The organism is Buttiauxella sp. AC038 (assembly GCF_979253565.1).
Genome location: NZ_CEEDCQ010000001.1, coordinates 1667791 through 1690110, shown reverse-complemented (window position 1 = coordinate 1690110; position 22320 = coordinate 1667791). Strand labels below are relative to the sequence as shown.

Below are 22320 nucleotides of genomic sequence, written 5' to 3'. Positions count from 1 at the left end.
AAGGGTGCTGCGGTAGCACCCTTTGCACGTTCACCGTTCCGATAAGTACAGGGAACACTGAACGCTCAGTGAACGGAATATTCACCCTTCAGGCATAAACGTCCAGTTTATTTCTCCACCCTCAGCGCCTTCACCTGCTCGGCAGTCACATCCCCCGGCAAACCACCCCATGTCACTCGCAGGTAATTCACCAGTTCCGCAACTTGCTCATCGTTCAGTCGCTCACCAAAGCCCGGCATGCTTTGCATACTTTCCCCGTTCGGGAAGTTCTGCGCAGGCAGGCCATCGAGCACCGAAACAATCAGGTTTTTGGCATCAGGCTGGCGCAGCGTCGCGTTGTTCAGCATCGACACCGCCACGTGCGGTTTGCCTTCGCCTTCACGGGCATGGCATCCAGCGCACTGGTCGAGATATGTCATCCGTCCGGCTTCGTTACCGTTACCGAGTGCTGCAGGCACTGCCGCTGGTGGCGCTTCGCCCATCAAATACGTTGCCATCGCTTTTTGATCGGCAGCCGTCAAATGCTGAGTACTGAGGTCAACCACCATATGCATTTCGCTAAACGCGCTGCCTTGCGGGGCAATCCCAGTGGTGAGGAATTGCTGTACATCCTGCGGCGTCCAGCCTCGCTGCGCTAACGCTTTTGGTGTGATGTCAGGTGCCATAAAGCGCCCTAGTTCTCCGCCCTGCATCGCTTTGTCGAGTTTCATCTGACCGAGTAAACCGCGCTCGGTATGGCATTCGCCACAGTGCCCAAGCACATCAGCCAGATAACGCCCACGATGCCAGTCCGGTGAATCACCCGTTGAAATTGCAGGAAGCGGATCTTTGTCATGGAACATAATATTCCAGCCAATCAACGCAATACGCTGGTTGAACGGGAAGGCCATTTCGTTATCCGGCGTCTTAACATCCACCGCCGGGCGCGTCATCAGATAAGCATAAATATCGTCTGAATCCTTGCGCGAAATATTTTTGTACGAGGTGTAAGGCATAGCCGGGAACAGATGACGCCCGGTTGGGGTAACGCCTTCGGTCAGTGCTTTGTAGAAATCATCTTTCGTCCAGCGGCCAATACCGTAATCGGCAGAAGGCGTCAGATTGCTGCCGTAAATCGTGCCATATGGGGATTCCAGCGGGTAGCCGCCAGCTAATGGAGCACCACCAGAAGCGGTGTGGCAAGCCGCACAGTCAGCTGCTTTGGCCAGATAACTACCGCGTTCGATTTGATCTTTACTGGCGGTGACTTTTTGTACCGGGCCGTCATAAGTGCGATATTCCCGCCAATACAAAATGGCGACAATAATGACTACAATTGTCAGCACAATCAGTGCGAGACGTTTTTTCATTTCACCGTCTCCTTCAGAAGCCCCGGCGTTTTTAGCACCACGTCACGCACCGCTTCGTAATAACGAACGTAGCCTGTACAGCGGCAGATGTGGTTTTCCAGCGCATGTGAAATCGCACCTTCCAGCTCTTCACGTGCAATCGGTTGACGTTTGAGTTTCTCGACAAAAATCGTTGCTGCGTTAACAAAGCCCGGCGTGCAGTAGCCGCACTGGAAGCTGTAGTGGTCGAGGAATGACTGCTGAATTGGCGACAGTTCTACGACGCCGCCCTGCTCATCAACTTTTGCATGCCCTTCAACGGTGCGGACTTTTTTGCCGTTAAAGAAATGGGCACCGGTAATACAGGTGCGCACTTCTTCGCTGGTGCCGCTTGGGTTATCAACAATCGCCACACACGCGTGGCAAATGCCCTGTCCGCAGCCCAGGCGAGAGCCGGTCAGATAGACATATTCGTGCAGGAAATCGATCATCATCAACCCTTCTGGCACATCAATTGGGCCATACGGTTTGTTGTTGATGGTCAGGGTCATTGGTTTAGTTTTGATGCTCATGGTAATACCTCACGAATATTTTCTGCACGAACGGGCAAATCACGGAAACGGTGGCCGGTGGCATCGGCAATCGCATTCACAATCGCGGCAACAACCGGGATCATCACGACTTCAGCCATGCCTTTTGGTGGGTCAGTTTCCGAAAGTGCGGGGAGGATATCGCCAGTCTGTTTCCAGACCGCCACATCGCTGGCTCGCGGCAGGTGATAACGGTTGAAGTTCCATGTCCCGTTGCCCGGTCCGTCTTCATAGAGAGGTAAATATTCGTGTAGCGCATGGCCGATACCCATCGCCAGGCCGCCCTGCAACTGCCCGGATACCAATTCCGGCACAATTAAATTGCCGCACTCCATAATCGAGTGATGGTTCAGCAGTTCGACATCGCCGGTTGCGAGACTTACCGCAACTTCGGCGAGTGTGCCGACGGCGCTATAGTAGGTCACCGATGCGTTGTTACGCTGAGTTGGCGGATAGTAGACATGTTCACGAGCAAGCGTTACGAATTCGCCATTGCCGTTACGCACCGACAAGCCGTCAATCGGCAGGCGTTTGCTTTGTTCGCCAATTTTGAAATCGGCTTCTGCCCATTGCCAGCGGTTAAAGACATGCACCGCGGCGCCGGTCATTAACCCCATTTCATGGGCTTTTTTCGCCACCCGCTCAAGGCTTAAAATTTCCATACCGGCAGCGGTTAGACCGCCTTCTACCCAGCGGGCGTCTTCGATACGCACCACTAAAGGTGCTGCCTGGCCGCCGCCAATTCCGGTGGTCCAGATTGCCATTGCCGCCGGCCACAAGCCGTGTTCGAACACTAAACGCGCCGCTTCACGCGTGCTGTGCGAGAAGTAATAAGCTGAGTTACTGGCACTCGATGGCGAACAGTACGACGGTGACCAGGATGGATTAGCAGCCAGTTTGTCCTGATCTTCCTGGGACATAATGTATGGGTCACCACTGGTGACAATCGGCAGCGAACTCCAGTCGGTGACCGAGAAATGCGCTTCGTCTGCCGGTTTGCCCAGCCATTGTGCGCACAATACGGACTGTGATGTTGACATACCGGTGCCCATTTCCGCACCGCTGTGATGCAGCACAATACGCCCATCGGCACCGACTTCTACGCGCGCAAAGGAGGTTTCAGCCCCGGTACCAAAGTCTTTTTGTACGCAACCAAAGCCCACGCCGTAGCGTTTACCAGGGTTTTTCATCTCAAATTCGGCTTTCCGTTCGGCACGTTTGATCCAGATTTCATTTTTCGCCGCTTTAGCCAGCACTTCATCAACACGAATCGCACCAGCAGGAATCGCACCCTGGGTGTTTTTCATGCCAGATTTCAGCGCGTTACGCATACGGAATTCAATCGGATCGATTCCCAGCTCGTCAGCAATTTCATCCACCATCATTTCGGTAGCGGCCATACTTTGCAGCGTGCCGTAACCGCGCGCGGAACCGGCGTCGATAGCGCGTGAAGCCACGCCCACCGCCGACAAATCACTTTTCGGGAAGTAGTAAATAGACTGCGCCGCCGTCGCGCCCACCATTGAGACTGACGGGGTAAAGTTGCTGCGTCCGCCGCCGTTGGCGGTCATATCGCCCAAAAACGATTGCAGAATACCGGTCTTTTTATTTACCGCGATGGTGTAATTCATATCGAACGCGTGGCGTTTGAGTGCGCTCTGGAACTGCTCGTAACGGTCGTTCGCCAGACGTACCGGGTGACCGTCGCCATACATTGCGGCAACCGCACCGTAATACGGGAAGTTGTAGTGATCTTTGGAGCCATAACCCACGGTGTAACACGGATGGAGAATCAGCTGTTTTACCGGCTGCGTTCGTTTTGCCAGCATGCGCGGCATCTCGTCAGCTACTTCCTGCGGGGATTGCGTTGGCACCACCATATGCAGCGTTTGTGTCGCTTCATCAAACCAGCCGTTGGCATTATCCGGCTCAAGGGCGGCGGTGTCGATGGATTGCGTGGTGTAGCGGCGTTGTAGCACCAGCCAGTCTTCAGGCGGGTTCTTAAGTTCATCTGCAATCATGCCCGCGTAATACATGCCTTCCTGATCCAGCTTGCCGCCTTCTCGCCCTTCAGGCCAGACCGGCAAATGCTTTTTCATCGATACCGGGAAAATCGGCATGTCTTTCAGGCTGGAGAAATGATCGTCGTCTTGCGAGGTGGCACCGCCGACGCGCACAAAGCGGAATGTGCCCCACGGGTCGCGTTCCAGCGGGCCGGTTTCGGCACCGTACTGAATCACTTCGTCTTTAAATTTCAGTTTGTCTTTGGCAAAGCGGAAACGGGCAAAATCGTGGTAAATCAGGATGGCAACAGCTTGCCCAAGATAGGCCGGCGTTTTGCCGGTCGGCAGCAGCATGTCTTCACCGTAGAACGCCGGGAATGCCAGGCCATCACGCACCAGATCTTCGGCAGTCACCAGGCGATCGGGTTTCAGATCATCGTCCAATAAGGAGAGATCGATACCGCTAAACAACCTGTCGGCTTTGGTGGTGCGCAGAATAAAGGCGTGAGCCTGTTTCTGCGGCCAATGAGGCATGTCTACCGCGCGAATATCGCGGGCAAAGACTTTCTGCCCCATCACTTTTGATTTCCCGTCGATTCGGAAACGGATGCGCTTATTTTTGGCATCCCAGTTCGGCGAGTGAAGGATTTTTTGTTCAAATAGCGCGGCATAAGCACGGCTATAGAGAGGGGCAAGATACACCGCGACTCCGGCAACCACCGCACGTTTAATAAAACTGCGCCGTGATGGATTAAAATTGCTCATAAAACGTCCCGTTTAAAATTATTATTGTCTTTTTTCAAACAATTATGCGTAGATCTTATACATTTCCGTAGTGAATATAAGTATATATATTTAAGCTAAATCATGTGAGAATTAACATCTCATTTTCATAAAAAAAACATTGTTGCGCAAATTACTCATGGCATTGCGTAATCAGGAAGGCAGTGAGGAATCACCCTTGAATATGAAAGCGGGCATTATTATTGCTGCGGCAGGATGTGCCGAACGCTTCAAAAAAGCGGGCGGCGAAGGCAATAAACTTAACGCGTTGCTCAACAGCAGCAGCGTGTTTGCGCAAACGCTACGTAATGCACTGGCTTCTGGCCTGCAAGTGCATGTAGTGACGCGGCCGGAAAACAGCCAGGTTCAAGCGGTGTGCCTCGCACAGCAAGTTCCCGTTACACTGATTGAGAGTTCTGGGTTGGGTGAGTCGATCGCTGCCGGTGTTCGCGCAAATGCGAGCTGGCAAGGCTGGCTGATTCATCTTGCGGATATGCCTTTTGTTCCACCGGCTGTGTTTGTGGAAGTGGCTGATGCACTGAAATCTCACACGCTGGTGCGGCCATGCGTTAGCACGCAACCGGGTCATCCCGTGGCCTTCGACCATAACTGGTACAGCAAACTCAGTCAGTTAACCGGTGACAACGGCGCGCGTGAGTTGTTACGTGGCGAGTCCATGCACCTCATCGAAATTAAAGATGCCGATTCCCAGCGCGATATTGATCTCCCATCACAACTGGTTCAAAGGAGTGAGTAATCATGCAACACCTTGATATTAGTGTGATTCACCAGGCTCGTGAATGGCTGGAACAACAACCCGTCTGGTTATGTACGGTTTTAAATACCTACGGTTCCTCACCCCGCTCACCAGGGGCGTTAATGGTGGCAACAGCCGACAATCGTTTTTGTGGTTCACTTTCCGGTGGCTGTGTAGAAGAGGATTTTTTGCAGCGTATTGCTCAGGGTGAATACCAGCAAGCCAGCCAGATTGTGCGTTACGGCGAAGGCGGATTAGAGCCAGGAATTGCCCTGCCCTGCGGTGGCGTGCTGGATATTTTGGTCGAATATCTCCCTGCCACCCCTGGCAATATTACGTATCTGGAAAAGATGGCCGCAGCGCTAGGTGGCCATTTTGCCTTGCAGAAACGTCTGACGCTTCCTGAGCCTTGTCGCCACCTTGAAGTTACCGAATTTGCCGATATCACCCAGGTTGAGCGCAACGGGCAGCAGATTACCGTGCATGTTGCCGCAGCACCGCGCTTACTGATTGCAGGGCTCTCGAGCGTTGCGTTGTACTGTGCCGATTTTGCCAGCTCACTGGGTTTCGAAGTGTTGGTTTGTGAGAGTCGACCAGACGCCTTAGAGAATTTCGCCGCCCAGCTTAAACCGGGGATTACTCTGCTCAGGCAGTTCCCTGCGAATTATCTCGAGCAACAAAGTTGCCACGCCAACACGGCGATTGTCGCGCTAACGCATGATCCACGTATGGATGACCTGACGATGATGGAAGCGGTGAACACGCCTGCGTTTTACATTGGGGCGATGGGGTCGCAGAAGAACAGTGCGCGACGGTTGGAACGATTACAGAAAATAGCGGAATTAAACCCGACTCAGTTACAACGCATTCACGCCCCTATAGGCTTGCCATTGGGGAGCAAAACTCCGGCGGAAATTGCACTGGCGGTGATGGCAGATATTGTGAAGCGCAAGAATGAAGCGCGGGGATAATTTTTTGGGTGGATGTGCGCAAGCGACATCCACCGCAATAAATCTTACTTCTTCGCTACGTGTACGCGAGCAGTTAAACCACGCAGGAAATAGCGCAGGAACTGGTCGCCACATTCGCGGAAGTTTTTGTTCTCTGGTGCGCGCATCATCGCGGTGATTTCTGGCATAGAGATACGGAATTCTTGTGAGGTCAGAATTTCCAGCACGTCATCGGTTTTCAAATCAAACGCAATACGCAGTTTTTTCAGGATGATGTTATTGGTCATCTTGCGTTCGATTTTTGGCGCAGGCTTGCTTTCGTCTTTGCCGCGCTTGAAGTAAATCAGGCCGTTCAAGAAGTTTGCCATCAGGATATCCGGGCAAAGTTTAAAGTTCTCTTCGTCTTCTTTTTTGGTCCAGGTAACAATCTGCTCGGCAGTAACGGCAGTGTCGGTCAGGGCGAAGATTTTCACCATGTCGTCGTTGCCCAAATTCAGCATGTAGCGCACGCTGCGTAATACGTCGTTATTCATCATAGTGGTGATTCTCTCGTTCTAAATCTTGAAAGCGGGGGTATTTCGAAAGCGGGCAGTATATAGCGTTCTGCCGCCGCGCGCAGATTTAGTAATGAAGTCGGCACTGAAAAATAGTCAGGTATTCGTCGCTCACGCTATAGACCAGTCAATCGGCGTCGTTAATGCGCTTTAAGGTCTTTTTATCCTGCATCTGCCACCAGAGATAATCATCCCTGGCGTGATTGGACCATGCGAGCGGCCTATTCGTCGTCTTCATCAAGAACCGTTTTGAGCCGATTACGTGCTTCAGAGAATGTAATAACCTGCATGACTGCTCTACTTGTGCAATTTATGCCAGGGGATGGATAAAAACTACACTGTCTTAAGCCCCAGCGCTTCTTTCAGGCTCTTTAAATAACGCCGACTCACCGGGACTGACTGCCCGTCACGCAGCATCAATTCGGCTTGCCCGCCATCCTCAAAGCGGATCTCTTTGAGATGCACCATATTGACCAGGTATTGATGATGCTTGCCAGGTATATTCAGACGAGATCGGGCTGCCTGGTAAATGATGGTCGGCTCCGATATCCAACTCCAGATGGAGCACCTGTGCCACTTTCATACTGTTTTTTCACCCGTGCGTTCAGTTATCTCTTTAATTCCCGAAAACGGTGAACGGAACCTTCTCCGGATTGGCAGGCCCCTCTTCAAAGTTGTAACTAAGAGACAGCTCCCAAGAGAGGGCTACAAAGTTTGCTCCTTCTCCCTGAGGGAGAAGGTCGGGATGAGGGTGGTTTTAAATTACACCGCTCTGAACGCAATATCCGCTGGGATCACTTCACCGTCCCAATAAAGCTGCGCTGCAACGCTACCCGCCAGTTGACGGTAGATAGCTGTGAACTCGCTTTCAGGACGATTGATAACCGTTGGCTTACCGGCATCAAGATCTTCACGCAGAGTAATGTGCAGCGGCAACTGGCCCAGTAATCTGGTGTGGTATTGATCCGCCAGTTTCTGCGCTCCGCCGGTGCCGAAAATCGGCTCATTGTGACCGCAGTTACTGCAAATATGCATGCTCATGTTTTCGACGATACCCAGCACTGGCACATCGACTTTCTCAAACATCACAATGCCTTTACGGGCGTCGATCAACGCAATATCTTGCGGCGTGGTCACAACAACAGCACCCGTTACTGGAATATTCTGCGCAAGCGTCAGTTGAATATCACCGGTGCCTGGCGGCATATCCAGCACCAGATAATCTAAATCTGGCCACATGGTTTCTTGCAGCATCTGCAACAGTGCCTTGCTGGCCATCGGCCCGCGCCACACCATGGCGTTTTCGTCGGTCACCAGATAACCAATGGAGTTGGTTGCCAGTCCGTGCGCAAGAATTGGCGTCATATGCGTGCCGTCGGGAGACGTTGGGCGTTCGTGTTCCGCACCCAGCATCGTTGGGATAGACGGGCCATAAATATCCGCATCCAGAATCCCGACTTTCGCCCCTTCGGCGATGAGCGCCAGCGCCAGGTTCACCGCAGTACTCGACTTGCCAACCCCGCCTTTACCTGAAGTCACCGCAATAATGTTCTTCACGCCATTAATGCCGGGGTGATTTTTCACACGCTTTAAGGTGGCAATGTTGTGGCTGAGTTTCCAGTCCACCGCTTTCGCCCCAGTAATGCGTAACAAATCCGAACTGCACTGCTCTTGCAAGGCTTCAAAACCGCTGCGCCAAACGAATGGCATCAACAGCTCAACATGCAGCGTGTCGTCTAACATCGCGACATGATGCAGTGCTTTAAGCGCGGTCAGATTATGTTTGAGGGTTGGGTGCTGAAAATTGGCCAGTGTCCCGGCGACCATAGCGCGTAGCTGCTCGGGGGAACGACTTGACGGGGATTGCGAATTCATCCCGGCTCCTTATGTTTTTATTGTCGGACATTGCAGTTTGTTAAGCATACCAGAACCCGCCAGGCGCGATAAAATTTCCTTGTTCAGCTTGTGTGGTTTACCACAAGGCGGCTCTCAGTTAACATCTAAGGCCCTTTTCTATTTATGAAGATGCAATTTCTACTATGGCTCATACCGCGAAAAAATTATTGGTAACGTGCGCACTTCCGTACGCTAACGGCTCAATCCACCTTGGTCACATGCTGGAGCACATCCAGGCTGACGTCTGGGTCCGTTACCAACGAATGCGCGGAAACACGGTCAACTTCATCTGCGCGGACGATGCACACGGTACACCTATCATGCTGAAAGCACAGCAGTTAGGTATCACACCAGAGCAGATGATTGCCGAAATGAGTCAGGAGCATCAGACTGATTTTGCTGGCTTTAACATCAGCTATGATAACTATCACTCCACGCATAGCGACGAAAACCGCGAGCTGGCAACGCTGATTTATGGCCGCCTGAAAGAGAACGGTTTCATTAAAAACCGTACTATTTCTCAGCTTTTCGACCCGGAAAAAGGCATGTTCCTGCCTGACCGTTTCGTAAAAGGCACCTGCCCGAAATGTAAAGCACCGGACCAGTACGGCGATAACTGCGAAGTTTGTGGCGCAACTTACAGCCCAACCGAGCTGATTAACCCGCAATCTGTTGTTTCTGGCGCAACGCCTGTCATGCGTGATTCCGAGCACTTCTTCTTTGATTTGCCATCGTTTAGCGAAATGCTGCAAGCCTGGACCCGTTCTGGTGCGCTGCAAGAGCAAGTGGCGAACAAAATGCAGGAGTGGTTCGAGTCTGGTCTGCAACAGTGGGATATCTCCCGCGATGCGCCTTACTTCGGCTTCGAAATTCCTGATGCACCGGGCAAATATTTCTACGTCTGGCTGGACGCGCCAATTGGTTACATGGGTTCATTCAAGAACCTGTGCGACAAACGCGGCGACACCACAAGCTTTGACGAATACTGGAAGCAAGATTCGACTACCGAGCTGTATCACTTCATCGGTAAAGACATCGTTTATTTCCATAGCCTGTTCTGGCCAGCCATGCTGGAAGGTAGCGGTTTCCGCAAGCCAACCAACCTGTTTGTTCACGGCTACGTAACGGTAAACGGCGCGAAGATGTCCAAATCTCGCGGCACGTTCATTAAGGCGAGCACCTGGTTGAACCACTTTGATGCCGATAGCCTGCGTTACTACTACACCGCGAAGCTCTCTTCACGTATCGACGATATCGACCTTAACCTGGAAGATTTCGTGCAGCGCGTGAACAGCGACATCGTCAACAAAGTGGTTAACCTGGCATCGCGTAACGCCGGCTTTATCGCCAAGCGCTTTGACGGCCAACTGTCTGCTGAAATCGCTGACCCGGCGCTGTACAAAACCTTTACCGATGCGGCGCAGTCAATTGGTGAAGCGTGGGAAAGCCGTGAATTCGGTAAAGCCGTGCGTGAAATTATGGCGCTGGCAGACGTGGCAAACCGTTATGTCGACGAACAAGCGCCGTGGGTTGTGGCAAAACAGGAAGGCCGCGATGCTGACCTGCAAGCTATCTGCACCATGGGTATTAACCTGTTCCGCGTACTGATGACCTGGCTGAAACCAGTTATTCCAACGCTTGCTGAACGTGCTGAAGCATTCCTGAACTGCGAACTGAGCTGGGATAGCATCAATACACCGTTGCTGAACCACAAAGTGAATACTTTCAAAGCGCTGTATAACCGCATTGAGATGAAGCAGGTTGAATCACTCGTCGAAGCGTCAAAAGAAGAAGTGAAAGCGGCTGCCGCTCCGTTGACTGGCCCACTGGCTGATGACCCGATTGCAGAAACCATCGCCTTTGATGATTTCGCTAAAGTGGACCTGCGTGTTGCGCTGATTGAAAAAGCAGAATTTGTTGAAGGTTCTGACAAGCTGCTGCGACTGACGCTGGACCTTGGCGGCGAGAAACGTAATGTGTTCTCCGGCATTCGTTCTGCTTATCCAGATCCAGCCGCACTGGAAGGCCGTTTGACCATTATGGTGGCAAACCTGGCACCGCGTAAAATGCGCTTCGGCATCTCGGAAGGGATGGTGATGGCGGCAGGTCCTGGCGGGAAAGATATCTTCCTGTTAAGCCCGGATAGCGGTGCGCAAGCGGGTATGGCAGTTAAGTAATCGCATATCAGTAAAATCTTTAATGGCTCCCCTAACCGGGGGCCATTTTTATTTCCCGCCAATAATGCCCCCCTTCTGTCTATACCCAAAATAATTCGAGTTGTAGGAAGGCGGCAAGGGAGCGAGTCCCGATGAGCTTACTGTAGTAAGTGATTTGGGCGAGCAAACGTAGCCAACGCACAAACAACTTGAAGTATGACGGGTATATATCTAAAAATTAACTAAGCTTTCCCACCAGCAAATCTTTAAGTTATGCATAATCGTTATTTAAGTTATCAATTTGTAATTTTTATACTGCGGACTCACTTCACCATTAATGGTCCACCACTATGACAATTCATTCTTCACATCCTGACGTTGAATTTAAAAATCTGACTATTCGCCGCGTTGCCGGAAATATTGGCGCTGAGATTGTTGACTTCAAAATAATACCTGACATCGATGAAAATATATTTTCACAAATAGAAGCTGCTCTGGTGAAATATAAAGTTCTCTTTTTCCGTAAGCAGACACAATTAAATGACGAATCTCACCAGGCATTTGGTGCACGGTTTGGCAAAGTGGTGGCACACCCTACCGTTCCGGCGCCTACCGGCACCAAACTCTTCGAACTGGATGCCTCAAAAGGCGGCGGCAGAGCGGATTCCTGGCATACCGATGTCACCTTCGTTGAGGCCTTCCCAAAAATTTCTATTTTACGTGGCGTCAAAATCCCTGAATACGGTGGCGATACCGTGTGGGCAAATACCGCGACGGCTTATGAAAACCTGCCTGAAGAGTTAAAGCGCTTTGCTGAAAGCCTGCGAGCGGTGCACAGCAATGATTATGACTATGGCGCAGACCGTATTGTGGCCGAACAGCAGCGCCTGGATCATCACCGTAAGGTCTTTGTTTCTGCGGTTTATGAGGCTGAGCATCCGGTTGTCCATGTGCACCCTGTCAGCGGCGAAAAGGCACTACTGCTCGGGCATTTCTTCAAACGCTTATCCGGCTTTAGCAGCCGTGAATCGGCACGCCTGTTTGAGCTGCTGCAAAACTGTGTCATCCAACTGGAAAACACCGTGCGCTGGCAGTGGCAGCAAGATGACGTAGTGATTTGGGATAACCGGGCCACCCAGCATTACGCGGTCAATGATTACGGTACGCAACCGCGCCTCGTACGCCGCGTCACCATTGAGGGCGATGCCGCTGTTGCCGTTGATGGCAGCCGTAGCCGCACCTTGAGCCGCCCGGACGCGCAATCTCCCGTCAGCGAAGTGGCCTAAGCCGCGCAATAACAATCCACCTGACGACCTGTTCCCGACACTTGATACCCCAGAGGCTATTGCCGCTGCGGGCAGTTCAGGCGGGGTACGGTTCACCAACACGTCGGAGCGATATTGATTCCCAGGCCTATCGGAGTAAGCAAATTATCAACGGTGTCGATTGCCGATCTCAAACGCTCGGGCGCGAAAATCTAAGGAGCCTTGATGAAGGGTAAAACCAACTGGCGTAGCCAACAGCGCAACGCCTGGCTGGCCGGGTTAATGCCGTCGATTATTTTGCTGGTGGTGATTACGTTATTACCGGCGATGGCATTAGTTATTACCAGCCTGACACCGTTAAGCCTGACTAATCCCCAGGAAACATTTAATTTTAGCGATCCGCTGATTAATTACCGGCAACTTCTCGACGATCCACGTTTTCTTAATTCTATTATTACGCAAATAAAATTATCGTTAGTCAGCGTGTTATTCCAGGTGATTATTGGGCTGGGTTTAGCGTTGCTATTAAATGGCACCTCTGCGTGGTTGCATACTGCCAGGACATTATTTTTGATTCCCATGGTGCTCCCACCGATTATCGTGGCGCTTATCTGGAAAATCATTTACACGCCGGATATTAGCCCACTGCATCAAGTGTTAGAGCTTTGGGGGATCACGCTTAATTCGCTGATTGCCAATCCTGCGACAGCATTATGGGCGATTGCGGGCCAGGCACAGTCACTGAAGTCACCAACTATTACGGCTTCATTCAGGCATTTAATTTCTCGTACTGGGGCTATGGCAGCGCGATCGCCGTGGTGATTCTTGTCGGGGTATTTGTCCTGAGCTATATCATTGGCAAAGCGGGGTGGAGCGATGAACGCGTCGCTCAAGTGGCACAAACGCTGGGTTTATCCTCGTTGCTCAAGCGAAAACCTGGCCAGCTTTCTGGTGGCCAGCGTCAGCGTGTGGCTATGGGGCGAGCTATTTTGCGCAACCCGCGCGTGTTCCTTTTTGACGAACCGCTGTCAAACCTCGACGCCAAGCTGCGGGTCGAGATGAGAACGGAAATTAAAGCGCTGCACCAGCGCCTGAACGCCACCATGGTTTATGTGACTCATGATCAAGTCGAAGCGATGACGATGGCCGACAGGATTGTGGTGCTTAAAGACGGGGTCATCGAGCAAGTCGGGACGCCACTTGAGCTGTACGACCGCCCGCGCAATGCTTTTGTCGCCGGGTTTATTGGCTCCCCTTCCATGAATTTACTAAGCGGCAAAGTCGACCGTGAATCGGTGGTCACCGATGATGGTTTGCGTCTGCCGTTAGCCAACGTGCCTGCCGGCGTGCAGGGGCAACGAGTCTTGTACGGCGTGCGACCAGAGCATTTCTCTCAGGTTTCACAAGGAGGCGTGGTGGCAGTAGTGAATGTCGTAGAACCCACCGGTGCGGAAACACAGATTGCCCTTAATATCGGCAATCAAAAGGCGATTGCCGTCTTCAGAGACAGGATACAAACAAAACCGGGGAGTGAAATGCGCTTACTGCCAAACGTTCAGCTAACGCATCTGTTTGATGAGCACAGCGGCACACGGATTAATTAGTGCTGGCGTTCAGGGGAACAGTACAGAACCATTCCCCTGAACGTAACGAATCCTCATTGGCCTTTACCGCAAGCCCGGAAAATTACGCATCCGTTCTGTTGCCGACGGTCTTATCTTTTAAGAACACAAACATCAAACCTAACCAAATCACGCCGCCCAGCAAATTCAACAGGCTGAACAAACCGTTACCGCCGAACAGATAGGCATGTTTGCTCACTTCGATACCCACGGTGAAGATAAACATCTGTAACATCCCCATCGCCGCCGAAACCGTGCCTTTGCTCATATCACTGGCAAACAATGTCAGACGCACCAGTCCTGCGTTGGCAAGGCCAATACCAAATGCGTAGATACTCAATCCAGCCGTCATCCACAAATAAGCATGTGTTGACGCCACGGTGGCTACTGCGGCGACGACCAGCCCTGGTACAATCCACCAGCCGCCCATGATAATCAGCGAACGCACGCTACGACGAGAAGTTAACCGCGCCAGCACCAGGTTGCCGATAATCAATGCGCCAAAAATTGGCACCTGCAACAAACCATATTCGTAAGTCGAAAGCTTTTCGCCGCTAATGATAATAATCGGCGACTGCGCAATCCACGCCAGCAGCGGCAGGCTGACAAAACCAATCGCCAGCGCACCGGCAACAAAGCGCCCGTTTTTCAGCACCAGTTTGTAGTCATGCCCTAAATCACGCAGTGAAAGCTTTTCCCCCAGGCGCGTGGCGGTTTCAGGCATCGCGCGGTGTAAGCCGTAGAAGGAGAACGCCGCCAGCGCTGCGAACAGTACAAACATCGTTTCCCACGGCGCGTAGTGAATCCACGCGGCACCCACCAGCGGGCCGAGCAGCGGCGCAATCAGCGCCACGTTCGCCATCAGCGCTGTGATTTTGATACACACCGCCTCTTCGAAAGATTCCTGAATTGCCGCGTAACCCACCGCGCCAATAAAGCACAGGCTAACGCCCTGCAAGAAACGCAGGATGGTGAATTGCTCGATGTTTTGCGCCAGCAATGTCGCCAGACAAGTGACGATAAACCACACCACGCCGGTCAACATCACCGGGCGACGACCAATACGGTCAGACAGCGGCCCTAACAGCCACTGCAGGAACATGCCGCCTGCCAGATACGCGGTCATGGAGGTCGGTACCCATTCGATTCCCGCGTTGTATTGTTCGACAACCGCCAGCATGCCTGGCTGGATCATGTCGTTGCCGATATACGTAGAAAATTCATAGAGCACCAGACACAGCGGGAATAGCAGTGCCTGGCGACCCAGTCGCTTATTATTTTGCATGAGAAACTCAAGAGAGAAGAAAACGCGCGAATTGTAATAAATTGCCCTCGCGGTAGATAGTGAATTGTTATTTAAGCAAGACAATCGTTCGTTTGTTTAAGGTTTTCTTAAGAAGCTCAAAGTAGGCTGTCGTCCTATGGTCACGATGCATGGTGTACGGCATCATCTTCAACCGGCTGATAAAGGAACCAAAATAGATATGATCGAACAACTCAATCAGACACTTTTTTTGCTGATTAATGCCACACCTGACTCACCTGAGTGGCTGATTAAGCTCGCCATTTTTATCGCGAAAGATTTAATTAATATTGTGCCGTTGTTGATTGCCATTCTCTGGCTATGGGGGCAACGCCGCCATATGAGCGCCCAACGTGCGGTGGTGATTAAGACTGCACTGGCGATTCTCATCAGCGTTTCGCTGTCGTGGATTATTGGCCATAGCTTCCCGCATGACCGCCCGTTCGTGACAGGATTTGGCTATAACTTCCTACACCATGCGCCGGATGACTCATACCCAAGTGACCATGGCACGGTGATTTTCACCTTCGCGCTGGCGTTTTTGTTCTGGCACCGTGTGTGGTCGGGCGTGGTGTTATTTGTGATTGGTTGTGCGATTGCCTGGTCGCGTGTTTATCTCGGCGTGCACTGGCCGTTGGATATGCTCGGTGGTTTGCTGGTGGGCCTGTGTTCTTGTTTACTGGCTCAAATGGCATGGAACTGGTTCGGGGTGCAACTTCACACCCGCCTGCATCAGGCTTATCGATTCTGTTTTGCCCTGCCTATCCGCAAAGGCTGGGTGCGTGACTAACTGTTTTTGCAAAGGTAAGATGCGTTAATCGAAACCCGGCGATGCCGGGTTTTTCATATTCAGAGGGCATCATGGAAACCCGGCGCGACGAACGCATCAACCGCCTCATTCAGGCGCTTAAACGCAGCGACAAAATTCATCTTAAAGAGGCTTCGGCGCTACTCGGTGTCTCTGAAATGACCATTCGCCGCGACCTCAACAGTGAATCCGGTCCCGTGGTGTTATTGGGCGGCTATGTGGTGCTCGAGCCACGTAGTGTCACCGCCAACCATTATTTGTTAAGCGATCAGAAAACCCGCCGCATTGACGAAAAGCGCCATGCTGCGCGCCTTGCAGCAGCAATGGTTCGCCCACATCAGACGGTATTTTTTGACTGCGGTACCACCACCCCATACATCATTGAAGCGCTGGACGATGAGCTGCAATTTACCGGGGTGTGTTACTCGTTAAACACCTTCCTGGCGCTACAAGATAAACCAGGCTGCCGGGTGATTTTGAGCGGAGGTGAGTTTCATTCCAGCAATGCGATTTTCAAGCCGATTAACTTCCAGGAGTGCCTGAACAATTTTTGCCCGGATATCGCCTTCTTCTCGGCGGCAGGCATTCACACCCGTCACGGGGCAACCTGTTTTAATCTCGATGAACTGCCAGTAAAAAATTGGGCATTAGCGATGGCGCAACAGCGTGTGCTGGTCGTGGACAGCAGTAAATTTGGCAAAGTGCGCTCAGCCTGTATGGGACCACTTGCTGCTTTTGATTTGATTATCAGTAACGAAGAGCCTGATGCGGCGTTTGTTGAATTTGCCGCGTCGGAGAATATTCATCTCGAGTGGTAATAAATAAGCTATACCCAAAATAGTTTGAGATTGCAGGTAGGCGGCAAGGACGTGAATCCCCAGGAGCTTACATAAGTAAGTGACTGGGGTGAATGGCCGTAGCCAACACCCCTGCAACTCAAAATATGAAGGGTATTAGAACCAGCTGCCGAACCAAGAATGAAACTTCATCAACACAAAATCCCACATCCGACTAAAGAAACCACCCTCTTCGACTGCTTCCATCACCATCAGAGGGCGCTGCTCAATTGATTTACCATTAAGCTGGAAATCGATGGTGCCAACCACCTGGCCTTTCTTAAGCGGCGCGGTAAGCTGCGGTTGGGTCAGCGAGAAACTCGCTTTCAGATTCTTCAACTGGCCACGTGGAATAGTGACAGAGCCACCTTCCCCGGCCCCCAAATTCACTTCGCTTTTATCCCCAAACCACACGCGTTGAGTCACAAAAGTGGCATCCGGTTTAATCGGTGTAACGGTTTCAAAGAAGCGGAAACCCCACGTCAGCAACTTTTCACTTTCATTGAAACGAACTCGATCGGTTTTGGTGCCTAACACCACGGAAATCAAACGCATATCGCCAGACGTTGCCGATGCGACCAGGTTATAGCCTGCGCCTTCTGTGGTGCCGGTTTTCATCCCGTCAACGTTAAGATTGGAGCTCCACAGCAAGCGGTTACGGTTCGGCTGCTTGATGTTGTTAAAGGTGAACTCTTTCTCTTTATGGATGGCGTACTCTTCCGGCACGTCATGAATCAAAGCCCTGCCCAGCAGCGCCATATCACGTGCGGTACTGAATTGCCCAGGTGCGTCGAGGCCGTGAACGGTCTTAAAGGTAGTGTTGGTCAGATTCAGTTTTTGCGCATAGTTGTTCATCAAACTGACGAAAGAATCCTGACTACCTGCCACATAATCGGCAATTGCAATGCTGGCATCGTTGCCTGACTGGATGATTACGCCTTTATTCAAATCTTCAACCGAGACTTTGTCGCCTGGTTTTAAGAACATCAGCGACGAACCGCGCAGCGCCGGGTTGCCGGTGGCCCAGGCATCTTTGCCAATTGTGACCATATCGGTAAGCTTGATCTTATCAGCCTTGATAGCCTGCCCAACCACATAACTGGTCATCAGTTTAGTCAGACTCGCCGGATCCAGTTGTAGATCGGCATTGCCTTCGGCCAGAACTTTGCCGCTGGCATAATCCATTAAGATCCAGGCTTTAGCATCAACTTGCGGTGCATCAGCAGTCTGTTCTGCACTAACCGCAGGCGCGGCTATCAACAGCAGGGTTGTACCTGCCAGTAATGCTCGTAGCGAAGCAGGGATTTGCAAAGTTTTCATAACACCACCCAGTATCCATTCTAAAAAAGTCACGACGCACGCCGTTACTCAATCGTTCAAGTTGCCAGTAAGCTAACTTGCGAAACCACATAATGAAACATAGTGTTGGTAAAGTTTTTTAAGTTTATTCGATAACTGCGTGACTTGCCGCCACGTTGACGAGTTTTTTACCTGCCGTTTAACTCACGTGCTGTTTTCTTCACCAGCGCACGGCATACTGAGGAGGAAACCAACGAATGAGGAAACAAAATGATCACTGTTTGGGGCCGAGACAATTCGACTAATGTGAAGAAAGTGCTGTGGTGCCTGGAAGAGTTAGGCGTGGAGTATCACTCAATTCCTGCTGGCGGGAAATTTGGTAAAACGCATGATGCTGAATATCTGGCGATGAATCCTAATGCGTTGGTGCCCTGCATTCATGATGATGCAACCAATCTGACGTTGTGGGAATCCAATACCATCGTGCGTTATTTGGCTGCGCAATATGGTAAAGAGTCGTTGTGGGTTGCTGAACCCGCCGCCCGAGCACACGGTGAAAAGTGGATGGACTGGGCAGGAACCGCCCTCGCAGGCCCACATCGCGGCGTGTTTTTCAGCCTGGTACGAACAGCGCCTGAATTACGCGATGAAAAATTGGTAGTCGATAGCATCGCGCAGTGCAACACGCTGTTTGCCATGGTTGATGCCGAACTGGCGAAGCAGCCGTGGTTAGGTGGTGATGAGTTCGGTACCGGCGATATTGCGCTTGGCCCGAGCATTTACAACCTTCTTAATCTCGACATCCAATGGAATGACTTTCCCAATCTGCAACGTTGGTATCAGCAATTGACCCAGCGCCCGGCATTCAAGAAAGTCGTGATGATTCCGCTAAGTTAATACCTTAGGCTGATGGGCTAATTTTTAGTAATTGCCCGTCAGATTCGTCGGTCAGGACATAAAGATAGCCGTCCGGGCCGACGCGTACATCACGAATACGCGCCCCGTGGTCGTCCAGCAACCGCTTCTGATCCGTGACCTTATCGCCCGCAAGCGTCAGCTCAATCAAGTTTTTCTCTTTTAGCGCCCCAATAAATAGCTTCCCTTTCCACTGCGGGAATTTGTCGCCGTTGTAAAACGCCATGCCGCTCACCGCCGGGGAAACCTTCCAGTAATAAACAGGCTGTTCAGTGCCTGCCACAATTTCGCCTTTCGCTTCAGGGATCGGCAAACCACTGTAATTAATGCCCCAGGTTGCCAGCGGCCAACCGTAGTTTTTACCGGGCTGAGATACGTTGACTTCATCGCCCCCACGTGGGCCATGCTCATTAAGCCACAGCTCGCCATTGGCGGGGTTAAACGTCAGCCCTTGTGGGTTACGGTGCCCGTAAGACCAAATTTCGCTACGAGCACCCTGCTTACCTGCAAATGGATTGTCCTGCGGCACCTCTCCGTCTTGCGTCAGGCGCACCACTTTACCTTGCAGCTTATCCAGATCCTGTGCGGTAGAGCGCTGGTTATTTTCACCGAGCGCGATAAACAGATAGCCTTTGCCATCAAATGCCATGCGCCCGCCAAAATGGTTGCCGGTTGAGAGTTTTGGCGCCTGGCGGAAGACCACTTTGAAATTCTCCAGCCGCTGCATATTGCTACTCAACGTGCCATAACCCACGGCAGTACCCGCCTTGTCTTCACTGTTGCCTTCGGCAAAACTCAGCCAGATGCGGCGACTTTTTTCAAAGTCCGGTGCCAGAACCACATCCAGTAACCCGCCCTGTCCATGCGCCCAGACTTTCGGCACACCAACAATCGGGTCACTCAGCCCTTCACCCGGCTGCCAACGGCGCAATTGCCCATCACGCAGTGTGATAAGCATCCCTTTGTTGTCAGGCAAAAAAGCTAAAGACCATGGGTGGTCGAGCTTGCTTTGTAACACCTCAACTTTGATATCCGCAGCCCAGCTGAAGCTTGCTGAAAATAATAATGTTGCGGCGATGAATGAGCGTAATGGCGACCGTGGCATAACCTTCTCCTTATCGGTATACCCGATAAGGTTAGTCTTCCAGGATTGGTAGGATGGCAATTTTACAAAAACTTAAATTGGGGGAGTTTCCTCCCCCATATATCACGACTCTACGGCCAGTTGGTGGCCCATAATATCTTTCAGGCTGTTGGAAAGTTCGGACAGGCAGCTTTCCAGTCTTTCGGCATCGATGGCGATATATTGTGGGCAATCGTGACGCCCGGTCATCAGGCAAACTCCGGCAGAACACACCGCACTCATTCCCTGGTTAATACTTTCCATTTCTTGCGCTGCAAGGTGGAATTTGAGGCGTAAAGCCTTCTCACGATACTCAGTAGACAAATCAAACAGGTTATCGCGCAGATGCTCAGTTTCCATCACAGACATATAGCCTTTAGCTTTTCTCAAAGAGAGATAAGCAGCGATGTCTATTTTGGCGATAATCATCTTTTTCAAGAGATCTCGTTTGAGTGGCTCTCCATTCATGCATTTACCCTCCATGTGGTTTGAATTGATAACACACACTTATAGTATGGATAAATTTTAAGCTGACCTGTCTTTTTTGCCGTGTTTTTTGATCCCTGGCAACAACCTTTACAATGGCTAACAATTGCAGTTAAACAAGGGATTACGCAGCGGCATTGACACTACAAGTCGCAGCCTGACGCTGCTCCTCAAGCATTTGTCGTAACACACTGTGCCCAAGGTTATTTTGCCAGGTGAAGCTGTTTTGCAGCACCACAATGGCAAAATGATTCACGCGATCAATACCTATATAGCTTGAGTAACCGCCAATATATCCCACCTGATAAGTGATGGATTGCTCGCCATAGGTATCTGTCACCCAGGCAATATTGGCGGCTTCTTTATCCCGTGGATAATAGACCTGCATCGTATCGTGAATCGCTTTATCCACCGTTGCATCGCCAGTGCTGGCAAGGTGTGCTGCGGCAAAAGTCAGTAAATCGGCAGTGTCGGTATACAAACCACCCGCGCCAAGCATATTGCCGGTGAATTGCCAGTCAGGCACCACTTGCCCGCGAGGGATAAATTTCGGCTGGCTTCCCGCATGGCCAATAGCTCGTAGCGGGTAACTTTTCAGTTTTTGCGGGGTAAAACTGCTGTTATGCATCCCGAGAGGATCAAAGATCAGCGATTGCACCAGTTGATCGGCCCGCTGGCCGGTCTGGTAGCGCAGAACGTAATCGAGCACCGCATAACCCAGGTTTGAGTAACGCGGTTCGGCATTGCCCGGTTTACTGAAGTCAGCCAGGTCTGCGACAACATCGTCACTATCAAGATGCGAATAGAAATTCTCACCGTTGCCAAGATAACGAATAAAGGCCGTCAGCATTGGCAAATCCATGTTTTGCCGTGGCAAACCAGAGGTATGCGTCACCAGTTGCAGCAGCGTGATTTTTTTCGCATCACGGCTTAACGCCACCGATGGCGGTAGCAATGTTTCGAGCGTATCTGACCAGTGCAAGCGCCCCTGCGCCACTAACACCGCCGTTGCCTCGGCGGTCATGCCTTTACTGAGCGAACCCACGGCAAACAAAGTGTGTTCATTGACCGGCTTATTGCGTTCGGCATCGGTGACACCAAAATGCCAATAATGGCGCTGATTGTGGGCGTCAATCACCCCCACCACCATGCCGGGTGATTGCTCCTCAACCATGGCAGGCAACCACTGGTTGATATCACGAGTTGCGGGCTCCCCGCACGCTCGCTGGGCTTTTTGCGGCACTTCAGCCTCAGGAGCAACATTCGACAGCGTTCCACACCCCGCCAACATAAAACCGAGCAGCAGCGTACTCAGGCGACGGGGCGCATTCATCAATTAGTTTGCCGCCACACAAGGTTTAGCATCAAGGCCGACAAGCATGGTGCGGTTTTCACCGACTTTTTTCAGGCCGAAGTTACTGCTGTGGTAGCGATAAAATGCCTGTCCGCCGCTCATACTTTGATAGGAGTAACGATCGCCGTTATACCAGGCGTAGTCGCCATCGATAGCGAGTTTTTCACCGCCACAAACAAATTTTTGCGCCGTCGCAGGCGGTGTGTTGAGAGGGGTTGGGATCACATTACAGGCAGAAAGCAATGCAACCGCAGTCAGCATACCGGTAAGGGCTAAAATCTTGCGCATTAAG

At 51.6% G+C, this 22320-nt stretch carries 19 protein-coding genes and 3 pseudogenes; 9 read left to right on the top strand and 13 right to left on the bottom strand.

The features are described from left to right. Positions 1 to 107 precede the first annotated feature (107 nt). The 3 genes from AC0IXI_RS08090 to AC0IXI_RS08080 are packed head-to-tail and all read right to left on the bottom strand — an operon-like array spanning position 108 to position 4686. Positions 108 to 1349 (bottom strand): cytochrome c, encoded by a 1242-nt coding sequence (locus AC0IXI_RS08090; RefSeq protein ID WP_134185319.1) that lies wholly within the window; start codon positions 1347 to 1349, stop codon positions 108 to 110. Next, complete coding sequence (locus AC0IXI_RS08085; RefSeq protein WP_471682210.1) at positions 1346 to 1900, bottom strand: (2Fe-2S)-binding protein; 555 nt, start codon at positions 1898 to 1900, stop codon at positions 1346 to 1348. The genes AC0IXI_RS08090 and AC0IXI_RS08085 overlap by 4 nt, the downstream gene beginning before the upstream one ends. After that, entirely contained in the window at positions 1897 to 4686 is a 2790-nt protein-coding gene (locus AC0IXI_RS08080; RefSeq protein ID WP_413498618.1) for a xanthine dehydrogenase family protein molybdopterin-binding subunit, read from the bottom strand. The genes AC0IXI_RS08085 and AC0IXI_RS08080 overlap by 4 nt, the downstream gene beginning before the upstream one ends. A gap of 202 nt (positions 4687 to 4888) precedes the next feature. Between AC0IXI_RS08080 and AC0IXI_RS08075 the strand changes: the two genes are divergently transcribed. After that, positions 4889 to 5461, top strand: a complete 573-nt coding sequence (locus AC0IXI_RS08075) for a nucleotidyltransferase family protein (RefSeq protein ID WP_471683213.1) — start codon at positions 4889 to 4891, stop codon at positions 5459 to 5461. Positions 5462 to 5463: 2 nt separating this feature from the next. Continuing rightward, positions 5464 to 6432, top strand: coding sequence for an XdhC family protein (locus tag AC0IXI_RS08070; RefSeq protein ID WP_471682209.1), 969 nt, complete (start codon positions 5464 to 5466; stop codon positions 6430 to 6432). A 44-nt stretch (positions 6433 to 6476) separates the two neighbouring features. Here the strand turns inward: AC0IXI_RS08070 and AC0IXI_RS08065 are convergent, their stop codons facing one another. The 4 genes and pseudogenes from AC0IXI_RS08065 to apbC all read right to left on the bottom strand — a co-directional run bounded on the left by AC0IXI_RS08065 (position 6477) and on the right by apbC (position 8840). Further along, entirely contained in the window at positions 6477 to 6947 is a 471-nt protein-coding gene (locus AC0IXI_RS08065) for a YehS family protein (protein WP_064512387.1), read from the bottom strand. 351 nt (positions 6948 to 7298) lie between these two features. Then, a pseudogene (locus tag AC0IXI_RS08060) lies at positions 7299 to 7454 on the bottom strand (LytTR family transcriptional regulator DNA-binding domain-containing protein); the annotation flags it as partial. Further along, positions 7453 to 7554 (bottom strand): annotated as a pseudogene (locus tag AC0IXI_RS08055) (hypothetical protein); the annotation flags it as partial. The pseudogenes AC0IXI_RS08060 and AC0IXI_RS08055, both read right to left, overlap by 2 nt. A 173-nt stretch (positions 7555 to 7727) precedes the next feature. After that, positions 7728 to 8840, bottom strand: a complete 1113-nt coding sequence (gene apbC, locus AC0IXI_RS08050; RefSeq protein WP_064512392.1) for an iron-sulfur cluster carrier protein ApbC — start codon at positions 8838 to 8840, stop codon at positions 7728 to 7730. Between the two features lie 155 nt (positions 8841 to 8995). Here apbC and metG point away from each other — a divergent pair, with 155 nt between their 5' ends. The 4 genes and pseudogenes from metG to AC0IXI_RS08030 all read left to right on the top strand — a co-directional run. After that, positions 8996 to 11038, top strand: a complete 2043-nt coding sequence (gene metG, locus AC0IXI_RS08045) for a methionine--tRNA ligase (RefSeq protein ID WP_471683212.1) — start codon at positions 8996 to 8998, stop codon at positions 11036 to 11038. Positions 11039 to 11367: 329 nt separating this feature from the next. Next, on the top strand, positions 11368 to 12303 hold the full coding sequence (locus AC0IXI_RS08040) for a TauD/TfdA dioxygenase family protein (protein WP_471682208.1): 936 nt from the start codon (positions 11368 to 11370) through the stop codon (positions 12301 to 12303). A 204-nt stretch (positions 12304 to 12507) separates the two neighbouring features. Further along, positions 12508 to 13104, top strand: a complete 597-nt coding sequence (locus AC0IXI_RS08035; protein WP_424221299.1) for a carbohydrate ABC transporter permease — start codon at positions 12508 to 12510, stop codon at positions 13102 to 13104. A 59-nt stretch (positions 13105 to 13163) separates the two neighbouring features. Then, positions 13164 to 13886: pseudogene (locus AC0IXI_RS08030) on the top strand (ABC transporter ATP-binding protein); the annotation flags it as partial. 82 nt (positions 13887 to 13968) lie between these two features. Here AC0IXI_RS08030 and AC0IXI_RS08025 read toward each other — a convergent pair. Continuing rightward, positions 13969 to 15189, bottom strand: a complete 1221-nt coding sequence (locus AC0IXI_RS08025; RefSeq protein ID WP_471682207.1) for an MdfA family multidrug efflux MFS transporter — start codon at positions 15187 to 15189, stop codon at positions 13969 to 13971. Positions 15190 to 15388: 199 nt separating this feature from the next. Between AC0IXI_RS08025 and ybjG the strand changes: the two genes are divergently transcribed. Together ybjG and deoR are read left to right on the top strand one after the other, a co-directional pair. After that, positions 15389 to 15997: an undecaprenyl-diphosphate phosphatase gene (gene ybjG, locus AC0IXI_RS08020; protein ID WP_471682206.1), complete on the top strand. Its 609-nt coding sequence runs from the start codon at positions 15389 to 15391 to the stop codon at positions 15995 to 15997. A gap of 71 nt (positions 15998 to 16068) precedes the next feature. After that, on the top strand, positions 16069 to 16833 hold the full coding sequence (gene deoR, locus AC0IXI_RS08015) for a DNA-binding transcriptional repressor DeoR (protein ID WP_134185295.1): 765 nt from the start codon (positions 16069 to 16071) through the stop codon (positions 16831 to 16833). Positions 16834 to 16968: 135 nt separating this feature from the next. On the opposite strand, the gene dacC is transcribed toward deoR, so the two are convergent. Then, positions 16969 to 18171 (bottom strand): serine-type D-Ala-D-Ala carboxypeptidase, encoded by a 1203-nt coding sequence (dacC, locus tag AC0IXI_RS08010; RefSeq protein ID WP_134185293.1) that lies wholly within the window; start codon positions 18169 to 18171, stop codon positions 16969 to 16971. A gap of 249 nt (positions 18172 to 18420) precedes the next feature. On the opposite strand from dacC, the gene AC0IXI_RS08005 reads away from it, so the two are divergent. Further along, on the top strand, positions 18421 to 19047 hold the full coding sequence (locus AC0IXI_RS08005) for a glutathione S-transferase family protein (protein WP_471682205.1): 627 nt from the start codon (positions 18421 to 18423) through the stop codon (positions 19045 to 19047). Between the two features lie 4 nt (positions 19048 to 19051). On the opposite strand, the gene AC0IXI_RS08000 is transcribed toward AC0IXI_RS08005, so the two are convergent. The 4 genes from AC0IXI_RS08000 to AC0IXI_RS07985 form a co-directional block, all read right to left on the bottom strand. After that, a complete protein-coding gene (locus AC0IXI_RS08000) occupies positions 19052 to 20170 on the bottom strand; it encodes a PQQ-dependent sugar dehydrogenase (RefSeq protein WP_471682204.1) in 1119 nt (372 codons plus the stop codon). 102 nt (positions 20171 to 20272) lie between these two features. Further along, positions 20273 to 20656 (bottom strand): biofilm formation regulator BssR, encoded by a 384-nt coding sequence (locus tag AC0IXI_RS07995; RefSeq protein WP_413498626.1) that lies wholly within the window; start codon positions 20654 to 20656, stop codon positions 20273 to 20275. Positions 20657 to 20798: 142 nt separating this feature from the next. Beyond that, the gene (locus AC0IXI_RS07990) at positions 20799 to 22007 is read right to left on the bottom strand and encodes a serine hydrolase domain-containing protein (protein WP_471683211.1); all 1209 of its coding nucleotides are present in this window, start codon (positions 22005 to 22007) and stop codon (positions 20799 to 20801) included. 3 nt (positions 22008 to 22010) lie between these two features. Continuing rightward, the gene (locus AC0IXI_RS07985) at positions 22011 to 22316 is read right to left on the bottom strand and encodes a hypothetical protein (protein WP_064559627.1); all 306 of its coding nucleotides are present in this window, start codon (positions 22314 to 22316) and stop codon (positions 22011 to 22013) included. Between the last annotated feature and the right edge of the window lie 4 nt (positions 22317 to 22320).